The 14,476-nt window shown below is 52.5% G+C and carries 14 protein-coding genes; 7 read left to right on the top strand and 7 right to left on the bottom strand.

Annotation, left to right across the window (positions count from 1 at the left end; translation table 11 throughout):
- Window positions 1-22 precede the first annotated feature (22 nt).
- The 3 genes from ybiB (at window position 23) to ybiE (ending at window position 2,339) form a co-directional block, all read left to right on the top strand.
- Window positions 23-985, top strand: a complete 963-nt coding sequence (gene ybiB / locus EFER_RS11595) for a DNA-binding protein YbiB (protein ID WP_000386515.1) — start codon at window positions 23-25, stop codon at window positions 983-985.
- A gap of 140 nt (window positions 986-1,125) precedes the next feature.
- Window positions 1,126-2,211: a hydroxycarboxylate dehydrogenase HcXB gene (hcxB, locus tag EFER_RS11590; protein WP_000443504.1), complete on the top strand. Its 1,086-nt coding sequence runs from the start codon at window positions 1,126-1,128 to the stop codon at window positions 2,209-2,211.
- Window positions 2,212-2,279: 68 nt separating this feature from the next.
- Window positions 2,280-2,339 (top strand): protein YbiE, encoded by a 60-nt coding sequence (ybiE, locus tag EFER_RS24585; RefSeq protein WP_213089466.1) that lies wholly within the window; start codon window positions 2,280-2,282, stop codon window positions 2,337-2,339.
- A 13-nt stretch (window positions 2,340-2,352) separates the two neighbouring features.
- Here ybiE and ybiJ read toward each other — a convergent pair whose 3' ends face one another.
- From ybiJ to mcbA, 5 genes are all read right to left on the bottom strand, one after another.
- Complete coding sequence (gene ybiJ / locus EFER_RS11585; protein WP_000849299.1) at window positions 2,353-2,613, bottom strand: DUF1471 family protein YbiJ; 261 nt, start codon at window positions 2,611-2,613, stop codon at window positions 2,353-2,355.
- Window positions 2,614-2,877: 264 nt separating this feature from the next.
- On the bottom strand, window positions 2,878-3,144 hold the full coding sequence (gene ybiI, locus EFER_RS11580) for a C4-type zinc finger protein YbiI (protein ID WP_000146357.1): 267 nt from the start codon (window positions 3,142-3,144) through the stop codon (window positions 2,878-2,880).
- Window positions 3,145-3,217: 73 nt separating this feature from the next.
- The gene (ybiX, locus tag EFER_RS11575; protein ID WP_000990142.1) at window positions 3,218-3,895 is read right to left on the bottom strand and encodes a PKHD-type hydroxylase YbiX; all 678 of its coding nucleotides are present in this window, start codon (window positions 3,893-3,895) and stop codon (window positions 3,218-3,220) included.
- A gap of 41 nt (window positions 3,896-3,936) precedes the next feature.
- Window positions 3,937-6,219: a catecholate siderophore receptor Fiu gene (locus EFER_RS11570; protein WP_000430059.1), complete on the bottom strand. Its 2,283-nt coding sequence runs from the start codon at window positions 6,217-6,219 to the stop codon at window positions 3,937-3,939.
- A 264-nt stretch (window positions 6,220-6,483) separates the two neighbouring features.
- The gene (gene mcbA, locus EFER_RS24125; protein WP_024256498.1) at window positions 6,484-6,744 is read right to left on the bottom strand and encodes a DUF1471 family periplasmic protein McbA; all 261 of its coding nucleotides are present in this window, start codon (window positions 6,742-6,744) and stop codon (window positions 6,484-6,486) included.
- Window positions 6,745-7,018: 274 nt separating this feature from the next.
- Between mcbA and rlmF the strand changes: the two genes are divergently transcribed.
- Complete coding sequence (gene rlmF / locus EFER_RS11560) at window positions 7,019-7,945, top strand: 23S rRNA (adenine(1618)-N(6))-methyltransferase RlmF (RefSeq protein ID WP_001275938.1); 927 nt, start codon at window positions 7,019-7,021, stop codon at window positions 7,943-7,945.
- Here the strand turns inward: rlmF and ybiO are convergent.
- Both ybiO and eco read right to left on the bottom strand, forming a co-directional pair.
- Complete coding sequence (gene ybiO, locus EFER_RS11555) at window positions 7,942-10,167, bottom strand: mechanosensitive channel protein (protein ID WP_001267268.1); 2,226 nt, start codon at window positions 10,165-10,167, stop codon at window positions 7,942-7,944. The genes rlmF and ybiO overlap by 4 nt on opposite strands.
- A gap of 180 nt (window positions 10,168-10,347) precedes the next feature.
- Window positions 10,348-10,836 carry a serine protease inhibitor ecotin gene (gene eco / locus EFER_RS11545; RefSeq protein ID WP_000849219.1) on the bottom strand — a complete coding sequence of 163 codons (489 nt, stop codon included), beginning with the start codon at window positions 10,834-10,836 and terminating at the stop codon, window positions 10,348-10,350.
- Window positions 10,837-11,240: 404 nt separating this feature from the next.
- Here eco and napF point away from each other — a divergent pair, with 404 nt between their 5' ends.
- From napF to napA, 3 genes are read left to right on the top strand one after another with little or no spacing between them, the layout of a single operon-like run.
- Window positions 11,241-11,735: a ferredoxin-type protein NapF gene (gene napF / locus EFER_RS11540; protein ID WP_000686723.1), complete on the top strand. Its 495-nt coding sequence runs from the start codon at window positions 11,241-11,243 to the stop codon at window positions 11,733-11,735.
- The gene (napD, locus tag EFER_RS11535) at window positions 11,725-11,988 is read left to right on the top strand and encodes a chaperone NapD (protein WP_000557378.1); all 264 of its coding nucleotides are present in this window, start codon (window positions 11,725-11,727) and stop codon (window positions 11,986-11,988) included. The genes napF and napD overlap by 11 nt, the downstream gene beginning before the upstream one ends.
- Window positions 11,985-14,471: a periplasmic nitrate reductase subunit alpha gene (napA, locus tag EFER_RS11530; RefSeq protein ID WP_000778067.1), complete on the top strand. Its 2,487-nt coding sequence runs from the start codon at window positions 11,985-11,987 to the stop codon at window positions 14,469-14,471. Before napD ends, napA begins: the two co-directional genes overlap by 4 nt.
- Window positions 14,472-14,476 lie beyond the last annotated feature (5 nt).

Raw genomic sequence — 14,476 nt, 5'->3', positions numbered from 1 at the left:
TGAGTCAGGTAAGGAGTCGTAAATGGACTATCGCAAAATCATTAAAGAGATCGGGCGCGGGAAAAACCACGCGCGCGATTTAGACCGGGATACTGCGCGCGGTCTGTATGCCCATATGCTCAATGGTGAAGTCCCTGACCTTGAGTTGGGCGGCGTATTGATTGCGCTGCGTATCAAAGGGGAAGGGGAAGCAGAGATGCTCGGCTTTTACGAAGCCATGCAAAATCACACCATCAAGCTGACGCCGCCTGCAGACAAGCCGATGCCGATTGTCATCCCCAGTTACAACGGCGCGCGTAAACAGGCCAACCTGACGCCGTTGTTGGCGATTCTCCTGCACAAGCTCGGTTTTCCTGTGGTGGTTCACGGGGTTAGCGAAGATCCAACCCGCGTGCTGACAGAAACCATTTTCGAACTGATGGGTATTACGCCAACGTTGCACGGCGGGCAGGCGCAGGCGAAGCTCGACGAACATCAACCGGTGTTTATGCCTGTCGGCGCGTTTTGCCCGCCGCTGGAAAAACAACTGGCGATGCGCTGGCGGATGGGCGTGCGTAACAGTGCACATACCCTGGCGAAACTGGCGACGCCATTTGCCGAAGGTGAGGCGCTGCGTCTTTCCAGCGTTTCGCATCCGGAATACATTGGACGCGTCGCGAAGTTCTTTAGCGATATCGGCGGGCGGGCGCTACTAATGCATGGTACTGAAGGTGAAGTGTATGCTAATCCGCAGCGCTGCCCGCAGATCAATCTCATTGACCGCGAAGGAATGCGGGTGCTGTATGAAAAACAGGACCCTGCTGGTAGCGAGTTACTGCCACAAGCAAAAGATCCGGAAACCACGGCGCAGTGGATTGAGCGTTGCCTGGCTGGCAGCGAACCGATTCCCGAATCGCTGAAAATCCAGATGGCTTGCTGCCTGGTGGCTACGGGGGAAGCGGCAACTATCAGCGATGGCCTGGCGCGCGTTAATCAGGCATTTTAATTTTTATCTCAGCCGGATGAGCCACGTCATCCGGCTTTTACCCCACCGCAATATGAAATTCCTGCATCTTTATTGACCTTCCCGCGCCCGGCGTGCAGCATAAAAAAACAACAAACACATAACATAAACAGGAGTTAATCATGGAAAGTGGTCATCGCTTTGATGCTCAGACGCTGCACAGTTTTATTCAGGCTGTATTTCGTCAGATGGGTAGCGAGGAACAGGAAGCGAAATTAGTCGCCGATCATTTAATCGCGGCAAACCTGGCAGGGCATGATTCACATGGTATTGGCATGATCCCAAGCTATGTGCGCTCCTGGAGTCAGGGGCATCTGCAAATTAACCACCATGCCAAAATCGTTAAAGAGGCGGGGGCGGCGGTCACGCTCGATGGCGATCGCGCATTTGGTCAGGTAGCGGCACACGAAGCGATGGCGCTGGGGATTGAGAAAGCGCATCAGCATGGCATAGCCGCCGTGGCGCTACATAACTCGCATCACATCGGTCGTATTGGTTACTGGGCAGAACAGTGCGCGGCGGCGGGGTTTGTCTCTATCCACTTTGTTAGCGTGGTGGGTATTCCAATGGTCGCGCCGTTCCACGGCCGCGACAGCCGCTTTGGCACCAACCCGTTCTGTGTGGTTTTCCCACGTAAAGATAATTTCCCGCTGTTGCTCGATTACGCCACCAGCGCCATCGCATTTGGTAAAACTCGCGTCGCCTGGCATAAAGGCGTACCCGTGCCGCCAGGCTGTCTGATTGACGTTAACGGCGTACCGACGACAAATCCGGCGGTAATGCAGGAGTCGCCGTTGGGTTCGTTGTTGACCTTTGCCGAACATAAAGGCTACGCCCTCGCGGCGATGTGTGAAATTCTTGGCGGGGCGCTTTCCGGCGGTAAAACGACGCATCAGGAAACGTTACAAACCAGTCCCGATGCCATTATTAACTGCATGACCACTATCATCATCAACCCGGAACTGTTCGGCGCGCCGGATTGTAGTGCGCAGACCGAAGCCTTTGCCGAGTGGGTGAAAGCCTCGCCGCATGATGACGATAAGCCGATTTTGCTACCGGGCGAGTGGGAAGTGAACACGCGTTGCGAACGGCAGGAGTTGGGGATTCCACTGGACGCGGGAAGCTGGCAGGCCATTTGCGATGCGGCGCGGCAGATTGGTATGCCGGAAGAGACGTTGCAGGCTTTCTGTCAGCAGTTAGCCAGCTAAAAAAAAAAGCCCGTCCAGTGACGGACGGGCAAACAAGGGTAACATAGGATCAATGAGGGTTAGAGCATATGCGTCTGTCGGCAAACAGACAGGGAAATACTTTTGCTGGACGTAGCGTCAACGCCTGATCCGGCTTACGAATTACTTATAAATTACCGCAGTACCGCTTAATTTATTGTTGTTGGTGGCAGAAGTGATGCTGTATCCACTCGCCCCAGCTGCCGCAGCTTTCTCAGCCAGTTTCGCTTCCAGGGCATCGAGGGTGGATGCACCATCGGCAGAAACCACGCCGATTTTCTTCATGTTCTGTGCCTGGGATGCCGTTACCGGTTCCGCCGCGAACACGCCAAATGACAAAGTTGAAAGAGCCATAGCAGCAACAACAGTATTGATAGTTTTCATAATTAATCTCTCGCAGGTGATTTTTGTATAAGTGACGTTGTTTCGTCGATGTGATGAGTATCACGTTTTTTTACGAGAGATAAAATCGAAGAGAATTGACCGCCTTGTTCAAATAAATTGATTGATATCTAACATACTGATAAACCATTTATTTGTTGTATTTATGAATCCGTTTTGTACCGCGTGGTGCTCACGGCAGCGTTAAAGGCACGGAATGCCACGCAAAATACAAATTACACTCACTAAACATCCCGCCAGTTGCAGTTAACGTAACTGGCTGTCTTTCGAACCTCTGCGATTATATCCTGTATAAGCTGGTTTTTGTAAATCTTTCTCCTGTTGGCAGTGAATGCATAAGCGCACGCCAGGAATGGCTTCCCGACGGGCCTGCGGGATGGGGGCGCCGCACTCTTCACATTCATACAGGCTCTCGCCACGCGGAATTTCACCCCGGGCACGAGCAATCGCATCTTCAATTGTACTGTTGATCTGTTCGTTGACGGCGTCATCGTTAGCCCAACCGGATGCCATATCGTCCTCCCCATATCAATGCTTGTACAGTTAAGTGTAGCTAATATAGGGACGAACTCGGGCAGTTCAAGCGTCAGATCTCCGACCATTCCCGCAGCAGATTATGATAAAGATTGAGCAGCGACAGGATCTCTTCACTTTCGCCATGGCGGCTTTTCAGCGACTGAATATTGGTGTCCAGTTCGAACAGCATGGCGCGCTTTTTATCATCGCGGATCATCGACTGGATCCACATAAATGATGCCACCCGTACGCCACGGGTTACGGGGGTCACGCAGTGCAGGCTGCTGGAAGGGTACAACACCAGATCGCCTGCCGGGAGTTTTACCCGATGTTGTCCGAAGGTGTCATTAACGACCAGTTCGCCGCCGTCGTAACTTTGCGGATCGCTTAAAAACAGCGTGGCAGAAAGGTCAGTGCGCATCCAGCCGTTTTGTGGGTGACTGCGTACCGCGCCATCCACATGAAAACCATAGGTTTCATTGTTCTGATAACGATTAAACAGCGGCGTGGAAAGGGTACGCGGCAAGGCAGCGGCAAAGAACAATGCATGTTGGTTAACCGCGTTCAGCACCTCATTTTGCAGGGCGGCGTATAACGCACTGCGGGTGTCGACCTGTTGATTGTTCTTAACTTGCGCGCCTTGTGCGCCGGTGGTGACGCGTCCATCCACCCATTCGGCTTGTTCCAGTTGTTCGCGAAACCGGGCGACGTCCTTTGGCGATAGCACGCCGGGAATGTGGTACATCATACAAGTTCTCCAAAAAGTGGGGCCTGCGCCCCACATCTGAATCAGAAATGCATATTGGCCGTGAGCAGGAAGGTTCTTGGCTCGCCCGGGTGATAACGGTAGCCGCTCTTGTTGATTGAGGCGACGTAATCGGTATCAAACAGGTTGTAGACGTTTAGCTGGAAGTCGAGATTGCGATTAACCCGATACCCCAGTTTGGCATCGGCGACCCAATAACCCTCGGTAAATGCTGGCGTTCCCACCGCGCCGTCTGAACCTTTATGCATACTGCCGATATAGCGAGCGCCCGCGCCAACAGAGATATCATCGGTTGCCTGATACTGGCTCCATAAGGTAAAGGCGTGCTCCGGGGTATACGGCAGCGATGAGGAACCATCCTGGGCAACATCTTTGCCGTTTTTGATGGTTGCTTTTTGCTGGGTATAGCCGCCAATCACCTGCCACGCGGGAGTGATATTCCCGGCTACGGATATCTCATAGCCTTCGACGCGTTTCTTACCGTATTGCGAGTAAGTCCCGTCGTCATTTTGCTCAACTTCATTTTCGATATCAGTACGGAACAGCGCGGCGGTGAGCAACAGGCGTTTATCCAGAACCTGCCATTTGGTGCCAATCTCGCTGGTGTTGGCTTTTTGCGGTTTAAAATCGGTACGGTTGGCACTGTTACCGCTGCCAGACTGCGCAAGGGCGAAGTTGTTGCCGCCCGGCGGCTGTTGGGAAACGGCATAGTTAATATAGACATTGCCGTTTTCCGTCAGGTGATACAGCGCCCCGGCTTTCCAGTTCACCAGATTGCCAGACTTGGCGGTGTCAACAGTGGTGACCGGAGAACCTTTCGCCACGCCAGCTGGGCAGGTAACGGCACCTCGGCCACTGCCGCCGCAGGCGGTGGCACTGTCATATTCAGTATGATAATTATCCAGACGGATCCCGCCGTTCAGCTCAAAATCACGGGTGATTTGCAGCGTATCGAAGGCATAAATTGCGAAGGTATCCGTCTGACCATTGGCGTTTGCGCCGTTACGCGTCAGGCCGCCAGGATGAATGCTGCTGTCAGGATGATAAATATTCACCGCAGGTAACGTGACCGGATTAACGCCATAGTTAGTCTGCGTTTCACGGGTAAATTCCACGCCAGTACTGACATCATGACCGATAGAACCGGTATAGAACGTCGAGGTCAGGTTGGTCTGGTTGGTGAGAATTTTATTACTCACATCCTTGGTATTCGCCGTACGTGACCACGTCCAGCTATTCACATCGCTGGTGGGCTGGGTAATATTCGATGCCCCGCCCATAATCGCCGTCATCAGGTAATCCTGCTTTACGCGCGACCAACGGGTAGTATTGCGAATGGTGGTGTTATCGTTGATGTCGTGCTCAAAACGCATGGTAGCGGTGTCGGTGGTCGAATCGTCGTAATCGGAATCCGTGCCGTAAAAGTTATGCGTATCAACTTTTCCGGAATGATTCAGGGCCGCCGTTCCCGCAGATGGGGCAGAATAGCCCGGCAAACCGATGGTCGGAATGCCGCCGTCTGGCGTGTTGTGCTGGGTGACATGCAGATAATTAAGATACAAACGATTCGCTGTGCCAAGGCCAAAAGCTACAGAAGGGGCGACGCCGTAACGCTCATTTTTAACTTTGTCGCGTCCGGCATCGTGCGTTTTTTCACCCATCACATTCAGGCGCACCGCGGTGGTATCACCAATGACCTGATTGACGTCCAGCGTGCCGCGGCGGAACCAGGCGCTGCCAATACTGGCGGAAGCGTCAATGCCTGAATCATTGCGCGGCTGCTTGCTGATCATATTGATCGAGCCCGTCGGCGCGCTGCGCCCGTAGTCGGTGCCGGACGGCCCTTTAATCACTTCGACCTGTTCGGTATTGAAGGTGTCGCGTGAGACGCTGCCGATATCGCGAATGCCATCAATATAAATACTGTTAGAAGTATCGGCACCGCGCATATAAATGGCGTCGCCAGTGGTGGAGTTACCGTTCTCACCAGCAAAAAACGCACCCACTCCGGGGACGTTTTTGAGCGCATCGGTAAGGTTGGTTGCGCCCTGATCTTTAATCACTTGTTCAGAAATCACCGTCATCGTGCGGGTCGTATCCGCTACCGGACGCGAGAATTTCGGATCGGCAGATTGTTGTGGTGCATAAAGCGAAGGCGTTGATGCTTCGACAACCAGCGTGTCATCCGCGTTAGTTTGCCCTTCGGCGGCGAGTGCCTGTGCCACAGGCGTAATACCAATACAAAGACCGGCAAAGAACGTGAGCGAATGAAATTGTCTGGCAGGGAAATTGCGATTGTTTTCCATTTTGCAGGTGACTTTTTCTTATATGTTGAAATTTTCACTGTCACGAGAAAGCATCTCTGCGGATGCGATGCCACTGTTAATCCCGTGATAGCGTTCGTGCAAGTGATAATAGTTTTGATAAGCATTATCACTTGGCGCGATTTTCTATCACCCATTGCGCGAAAAAGAAATACATTTATTTACATTAAGTTCATATTTGATGTTTTTTGATTACAAAACAGGCGAAAACTGCATCCAGAGGCGAATGCAGTTACGTTGGTGGGGTTATTTGTAGATGGTTGCAGTACCGAACATCTGGTCATTTCCGCCTGCGGAATTAATGACATAACCTTTCGCGCCTTGTTCGCGCGCTTTTTCTGCCAGTTTATCCTCCAGATCGCTTAGGTTTGATGCGCCAGTTGCTGAAACGGTACCGGCGGGCCGTAGCTGACCGCTGTCCAGGTTACTCATTGGTTGCGCGGCATAAGCCGTGAGAGAGAGCCCGCTCAGGACGGTGGCAATCAGTAGTGTGAGGCACTTTTTCATAATGACATCCTCATAAATACAACGGGTAGTGCCTGATAAGTGTAGGTCGCCTGCGCGATGCAAATGACGCAAAAAATTGACAGAGATGTGCTTATTTTTTGAACGATATATTTTTACAAAATAAGACAAATCAATGACATGCATGGTGCTGATTTTTATGGTGAATTGCCATAAACCATAGTCATGTCAAGGTTTGGAGAATGATAAACGCAGCCAGATATTTACCCTGTCGCGTTATGCGGGTATCTTACGCCGCTGCTTAAAGGAGAATGCTATGTCCGCCCAGAAACCGGGGTTGCATCCGCGCAACCGTCATCACAGCCGCTACGATCTTGCCACGCTTTGTCAGGTGAATCCTGAACTGAAGCAATTCCTCACGCTAACGCCTGCCGGGGAACAAAGCGTAGACTTCGCCAATCCACTGGCGGTGAAGGCGCTCAATAAGGCGTTACTGGCCCATTTTTACGCTGTGGCGAACTGGGATATTCCAGACGGTTTTCTCTGCCCACCAGTACCGGGCCGGGCGGATTATATTCATCATCTTGCTGATTTACTGGCTGAAGCAAGCGGAACGATCCCTGCCAGGGCCAGCATTCTGGATATTGGCGTTGGTGCGAACTGTATTTATCCGCTGATTGGCGTACACGAATATGGCTGGCGTTTTACCGGTAGTGAAACCAGCAGCCAGGCGTTAAGCAGTGCGCAGGCGATCATCAGTGCTAATCCGGGGCTTAACCGCGCCATTCGTCTGCGTCGGCAAAAAGAGAGTGGGGCGATTTTTAACGGCATCATCCATAAAAACGAGCAATACGACGCGACCTTGTGTAACCCGCCATTCCACGATTCCGCTGCTGCGGCACGGGCAGGTAGTGAGCGTAAACGCCGTAACCTGGGGCTGAACAAAGACGATGCACTGAACTTTGGCGGCCAGCAACAGGAGTTGTGGTGTGAAGGCGGTGAAGTCACCTTTATCAAAAAGATGATTGAAGAGAGCAAAGGCTTCGCGAAGCAGGTGATGTGGTTTACCTCACTGGTATCTCGTGGTGAAAACTTACCGCCGTTGTATCGTGCCCTGACGGACGTGGGCGCGGTGAAGGTGGTTAAAAAAGAGATGGCCCAGGGGCAAAAGCAGAGTCGCTTTATTGCCTGGACCTTTATGAACGACGAGCAGCGCCGCCGTTTTGTCAATCGCCAGCGTTAAAGCGTTGGTTCCCCCGGCGGCAACGGTTCAGCCGGGGTCGCGCCCGGAGCAGGCAGCACCTGATAAGTCTGCACTGGCGCGCGAACACCCGCCAGGTCGAAATGTTTTTTCACCTGGCTGTCGAGGGCAAAGCGTACCGTCCACTGTTTGAGTGGCAGCGTGGTGAACGAAACACGCAGTGTAAACGCGGTATTGCTTAAGCCGACAATCCCGGCAAAATTCGGTTCACCAATAATCAGCCCGCGAATTTCTTCGTTTTCCATTAATTCCGCTACCGCATCTTTCAGTGCCTGATTGGCTTTATCAGCATCTTCATGGCGATCAACATCATAATTTGCCACTACCGAACCAATGCCGCGGACAAAGTTAGCAAAGGTGGTTATCGAAGACCACGGAATGATGTGGTACGCCCCGGTATCCTGGCGTACGCCCACGGAGCGAATCGACATCCGTTCCACAGTACCGGTCAACGGCCCGATAGTAACCAAATCTCCAGTGTTCATGCCGTTTTCAAACTGAATAAATACCCCGGTGATAATATCTTTCACCAGCGTTTGCGAACCAAACGAGATAGCCAGACCTAATGCCCCGGCACCTGCCAGCAATGGCGCGATATTGACGCCGATTTCCGACAACACAATCATGATGGTGATGGTACTGATAATCACCGCCAGCGCGTTACGAAACAGCGTCAGCAGGGTACGCGTACGGGCGCTGGGTAGCGGGCGGCCATGAATATCCGAAGCCAGCCGGTTTTCGATCAAACTGGCGAGCACCGTCCAGCCAACCGCCGAGAAGAAAAGGATGAGTGCGATACGGATCAGGATATCTACGGTTTTCTGCCCCGCGCCGTTTTGCAGCCAGTTCCAGAAATCGAACAATCCCCATGCGCTCAACAGCAACATCACCGCCACGCAGACGGTCAGAATACGCGCCGTTTTCAATGCCGCCGAAAGCCAGCCGTTCAGCCGTTTTTGCAGTTCCGGATAATTACGCTGAGTATGTGGCGAGAGAGTGATGGTCTTCGCCAGCCAGCGGGAAAACATACCGGAAACAAACGCTGCGATACCAATAATCGCCAGGCTGCGTACCGTTGCACCCATCATAAATTTCAGGCTGTTGCCCGGATCGAACAACGAAAAGAAAAACAGCACGATAAAATAGGCGCTTGCCAACCAGTGCCACACCAGCGCAAAAGCGCGAATAAACAGGCTGAAAAAGGCCAGCGAGTGTTCCGCGAAGTTGAGTAAATGCTGCGTAATCTCTTTTTTATTACGAAAGATCAGGTACAGCGCCCAGACGGTCATGCACAGCATAATGATGACGTTCGCTAGCGCACCGATTTGCACATTCACCTGATTAGAGATAATCGGCACAGCCACAATCAGACCATACCCAATCAGGCTGCTTAACCAGCTCAGGCGACGACTCCAGTAACGGGCGCTTTCGTCCTGAATCGTGAACGGGCGCAGCTCCGCCACGTTGGGGCAAAAAATCAGGCGTAGTACAGCTTTGAAAAATTCAATCAGGGCAAAGGCGTTGAGAAACAAACTTTGTTGGAAAGCGATGGTGCGACTGCCCGCATTCAGGTTGTCGCTTAATACCTGGCCGACAAATAATGTCAGCGCCAGTAACAGCAGGTCGATAATAAACGCCCCGATAATCATCGCCGGAAGCTGCAACCAGTTACTGCGCTCACGATTTTTTTGCCGCGCCCACTGACCCATTTTGCGATACAGTGGCAGCGCGCACAGCCGAATCAGCCAGTAAAAACCAAACACTAATACCGCTAACATTGAAAAATGGGTCAGCGCATTGCTGAAGGTTTGTGGATTAAACGGCTTATGCGGGGAGCCGGTGATATTGCGATAAAGTTGTCCGAAGCGGGCAGAAAGGGCTTCACCATAATGGCGGCTGACTTCGGTGACCTTTTGCAGCACGGTTTGCTCTTCAACCAGCGTCGGCGGCACGATCTTCGGTACCGGTTCCGCAGGGGGCGTAGTGGCGACAGTACGCAACTGGTCAATCAACTCTTTACGCGAGGTGTCGTTATCCAGCACATCTGCCAGTGCGCCATAGGCTGCTTTTTTTTGTTCGATATCCGGTTCCGGGGCCGGTTCAGTCGTTGAGTCCGTTGTCGTTGTGGTTGTAACGCCGGGTATGGATACCGCATGGGCAGGTGCGCCCAGTAGGCAGAAGAGGATGAACAGGATCCACCGCATGACTCCTCCAGTGAGAAAACAGAGCAAAAAGATAAGTATAGATGCTGGGGGAGGGACGATTTTAAATGAGAGGATTCCGGGGGGGGGTTCAGGCAGTGAAGATTTAACTGGTCATCCATCAGCTGTCACGAGAATGGGTAATACCACGTCGAGACTGGCGGATGACCAGGTGTGAGCGACTTATTTTTCTACTGCGTTGTCAATTTTCTCTTCTGCCTTCCAGATGCGGTATTTCACATCCACATTGTCCGGGGTATACACCACGATAGGCAGCTTGCTGTTGTAACGCAGCATTCCGGCATCGCCCAGATACGCGGTGACAAATTTCTTCTCTTTCTTGCCATCCGGGCAGGCCATCATCGTGGAAACCGGCGAGCTAACTTTATCAAAGACGTAATAATCATAGCCCCAGCCTTCCAGCGTTTTGCTTTCCAGCTTCCCGCCGAGACGATGCAAATTGCAATCGACTTCCAGCGTCTGACCGATTAACAGTTCTACTTTCAGGGTAGATTCATCTTTTTGCGGGGTTAACTGAATCACCTGACGCTTCATGCCTTTTTCAGCTTGCGGATAAGGCGCGATTTTTTCCAGTGGCTGGACGCTCTCTGCCGCCCAGGCGGAGGTGGTGGCGAAAGCGGCAAACAATACTGCAGGTAGAATGGTCTTCATTTTTGCTTTCCTTCTTCATTTATAGGTTTTCACCGATGATGTCGTTGAAGGTTAACATATTCATCGTATTTATTAATTTGCTTTATGAATAACTTAAAGAATATTCAGACAGTTTTACCTAATCTATTGGTGTTATATGCTTCTATTAAATTTCAGGGTAGGAAATTATTTGGTTAAATGCGCGCTATATAATTAGATGCCTAACCATATGAAATGTGAGTAAAATCGCATTTTTGCTTCCTTTACTGCTGCTCTTTTGATCCGACAACATGTTTTACCCCGATCGGGGTATGCATCTTTGACACAACCTTTTATATCTTAGCGGGCATAAAAATAGCTTATTAGTTGTGTGGTTTATTTGCTCGCTCTCAATTTTCAGAGCGCGTTAATGTTGGAAGGTCAATGTGAAGATTGATGCATCCCGTCGGGGCATACTCACTGGTCGCTGGCGCAAAGCCAGTAACGGTATCCGTCCGCCCTGGTCAGGTGATGAATCTCATTTTCTGACCCATTGCACCCGCTGTGACGCCTGTATTAATGCTTGTGAAAACAACATTCTGCAACGCGGCGCGGGGGGCTATCCGAGCGTTAATTTCAAAAATAACGAGTGCAGCTTCTGTTATGCCTGCGCGCAGGCTTGCCCCGAATCGCTATTTTCTCCGCGCCACACCAGGGCCTGGGATTTGCAGTTCACCATTGGGGACGCGTGCCTGGCGTATCAGTCAGTTGAATGCCGCCGCTGTCAGGATAGCTGTGAGCCAATGGCAATTATCTTTCGCCCGACGCTCTCCGGGATCTACCAGCCGCAACTTAATAGCCAACTTTGCAACGGATGTGGAGCATGTGCAGCCAGCTGTCCGGTATCAGCCATAACTGCGGAGTATCTCCATGCACACTAACTGGCAAGTTTGCAGCCTGGTCGTGCAGGCCAAAAGCGAACGAATTTCAGACATCAGCACCCAACTGAACGCCTTTCCCGGCTGTGAAGTCGCTGTCAGCGACGCGCCGAGCGGTCAGTTGATTGTGGTGGTGGAAGCAGAAGACAGCGAAACGCTGATCCAAACCATTGAGTCAGTACGCAACGTAGAGGGCGTGCTGGCGGTGTCGCTGGTTTATCACCAGCAGGAAGAGCAAGGTGAGGAAACACCATGAAACTCAGTCGTCGTAGCTTTATGAAAGCTAACGCCGTTGCGGCCGCTGCGGCGGCTGCCGGTCTCAGCGTGCCGGGCGTTGCCCGCGCCGTTGTTGGTCAGCAGGAAGCCATTAAATGGGATAAAGCACCATGCCGTTTCTGCGGTACTGGTTGTGGCGTTCTGGTCGGAACGCAGCAGGGGCGTGTGGTGGCCTGTCAGGGCGACCCGGACGCACCGGTTAACCGTGGTCTGAACTGCATTAAGGGCTATTTCCTGCCCAAAATCATGTACGGTAAAGACCGTTTGACGCAGCCGCTTCTGCGTATGAAAAACGGTAAATATGACAAAGAAGGCGAGTTCACCCCAATCACCTGGGATCAGGCCTTCGATGTGATGGAAGAAAAATTCAAGACTGCCCTGAAAGAAAAAGGGCCGGAATCGATCGGTATGTTCGGTTCTGGTCAGTGGACTATCTGGGAAGGTTATGCCGCGTCCAAGCTGTTCAAAGCGGGCTTCCGTTCGAACAACATCGACCCGAACGCGCGTCACTGTATGGCGTCGGCGGTAGTTGGCTTTATGCGTACCTTTGGTATGGATGAGCCGATGGGCTGCTATGACGACATCGAACAGGCTGACGCGTTTGTGCTGTGGGGCGCTAACATGGCGGAGATGCACCCGATCCTCTGGTCGCGCATCACCAACCGTCGTCTCTCTAACCAGAACGTCACCGTGGCGGTGCTTTCTACCTACCAGCATCGTAGCTTCGAGCTGGCGGATAACGGCATCATCTTTACGCCACAGTCTGACCTGGTGATCCTGAACTACATCGCCAACTATATCATTCAAAACAACGCGATAAATCAGGACTTCTTTAGCAAACACGTTAACCTGCGCAAAGGGGCGACGGACATCGGCTACGGTTTACGTCCGACCCATCCGCTGGAAAAAGCAGCGAAGAACCCAGGTTCTGACGCTTCCGAACCGATGAGCTTTGAAGATTACAAAGCCTTCGTTGCTGAGTATACGCTGGAAAAAACCGCTGAAATGACCGGCGTGCCGAAAGACCAGTTAGAACAACTGGCGCAGCTGTATGCCGATCCGAACAAGAAAGTCATCTCCTACTGGACGATGGGCTTTAACCAGCATACCCGTGGCGTGTGGGCCAACAACCTGGTCTACAACCTGCACCTGCTGACTGGCAAAATTTCTCAGCCGGGTTGCGGTCCGTTCTCCCTGACCGGGCAGCCTTCTGCGTGCGGTACTGCGCGTGAAGTCGGCACCTTTGCTCACCGTCTGCCTGCGGACATGGTGGTGACTAACGAGAAACACCGTGATATCTGCGAGAAGAAGTGGAATATCCCGAGCGGCACCATTCCGGCGAAAATCGGCCTGCACGCGGTGGCACAGGACCGTGCGCTGAAAGACGGCAAACTGAATGTTTACTGGACCATGTGTACCAACAACATGCAGGCCGGGCCGAACATTAATGAAGAGCGTATGCCGGGCTGGCGCGATCCGCGCAACTTTATCATCGTTTCCGATCCGTATCCGACAGTCAGTGCGCTGGCAGCCGACTTGATCCTGCCGACAGCAATGTGGGTAGAAAAAGAGGGGGCTTACGGTAACGCCGAACGCCGTACTCAATTCTGGCGTCAGCAGGTACAGGCACCGGGCGAAGCGAAATCGGATCTCTGGCAGTTAGTTCAGTTTTCCCGCCGCTTCAAAACTGAAGAAGTGTGGCCGGAAGAGTTGCTGGCGAAGAAACCGGAACTGCGTGGCAAAACGCTGTATGAGGTTCTGTATGCCACTCCGGAAGTGAGCAAATTCCCGGTATCCGAACTGGCGGAAGATCAGTTGAACGATGAATCCCGCGAGTTGGGCTTCTATCTGCAAAAAGGGCTGTTCGAAGAGTACGCATGGTTTGGTCGCGGTCATGGTCACGATCTGGCACCGTTCGATGACTACCACAAAGCACGTGGTCTGCGCTGGCCGGTGGTTAACGGTAAAGAAACGCAGTGGCGTTATAGCGAAGGTAACGACCCGTACGTGAAAGCGGGCGAAGGCTACAAGTTCTACGGTAAACCGGATGGCAAAGCAGTGATCTTCGCACTGCCGTTCGAACCGGCGGCGGAAGCACCGGATGAAGAGTACGACCTGTGGCTCTCTACCGGACGCGTCCTGGAGCACTGGCACACCGGCAGTATGACTCGCCGTGTACCGGAACTGCACCGTGCCTTCCCGGAAGCGGTCCTGTTTATTCATCCGCTGGATGCGAAAGCGCGCGATCTGCGTCGTGGCGACAAAGTGAAAGTGGTTTCTCGCCGTGGCGAAGTGATCTCGATTGTTGAAACGCGCGGTCGTAACCGTCCGCCGCAGGGCCTGGTGTATATGCCGTTCTTCGACGCCGCACAGCTGGTTAACAAACTGACGCTGGATGCGACCGATCCGCTCTCGAAAGAGACGGACTTCAAGAAGTGTGCGGTAAAACTGGAGAAGGTGTAAGCCAT

The organism is Escherichia fergusonii ATCC 35469 (genome assembly GCF_000026225.1).
Classification (GTDB): Bacteria; Pseudomonadota; Gammaproteobacteria; order Enterobacterales; family Enterobacteriaceae; genus Escherichia; species Escherichia fergusonii.
The sequence above is the reverse complement of the archived record's forward strand: the minus strand, read 5'-3'. Positions and strand labels throughout refer to the sequence as shown.

Excerpts from the sequence above, each read along its gene's own strand:
- ybiJ (WP_000849299.1), bottom strand. The coding sequence starts at position 2,613 with ATGAAAACTATCAATACTGTTGTTGCTGCTATGGCTCTTTCAACTTTG.
- ybiI (WP_000146357.1), bottom strand. The coding sequence starts at position 3,144 with ATGGCATCCGGTTGGGCTAACGATGACGCCGTCAACGAACAGATCAAC.
- mcbA (WP_024256498.1), bottom strand. The coding sequence starts at position 6,744 with ATGAAAAAGTGCCTCACACTACTGATTGCCACCGTCCTGAGCGGGCTC.
- napD (WP_000557378.1), top strand. The coding sequence starts at position 11,725 with ATGCACACTAACTGGCAAGTTTGCAGCCTGGTCGTGCAGGCCAAAAGC.
- hcxB (WP_000443504.1), top strand. The coding sequence starts at position 1,126 with ATGGAAAGTGGTCATCGCTTTGATGCTCAGACGCTGCACAGTTTTATT.
- ybiO (WP_001267268.1), bottom strand. The coding sequence starts at position 10,167 with ATGCGGTGGATCCTGTTCATCCTCTTCTGCCTACTGGGCGCACCTGCC.
- rlmF (WP_001275938.1), top strand. The coding sequence starts at position 7,019 with ATGTCCGCCCAGAAACCGGGGTTGCATCCGCGCAACCGTCATCACAGC.
- ybiX (WP_000990142.1), bottom strand. The coding sequence starts at position 3,895 with ATGATGTACCACATTCCCGGCGTGCTATCGCCAAAGGACGTCGCCCGG.
- EFER_RS11570 (WP_000430059.1), bottom strand. The coding sequence starts at position 6,219 with ATGGAAAACAATCGCAATTTCCCTGCCAGACAATTTCATTCGCTCACG.
- napA (WP_000778067.1), top strand. The coding sequence starts at position 11,985 with ATGAAACTCAGTCGTCGTAGCTTTATGAAAGCTAACGCCGTTGCGGCC.
- eco (WP_000849219.1), bottom strand. The coding sequence starts at position 10,836 with ATGAAGACCATTCTACCTGCAGTATTGTTTGCCGCTTTCGCCACCACC.
- ybiB (WP_000386515.1), top strand. The coding sequence starts at position 23 with ATGGACTATCGCAAAATCATTAAAGAGATCGGGCGCGGGAAAAACCAC.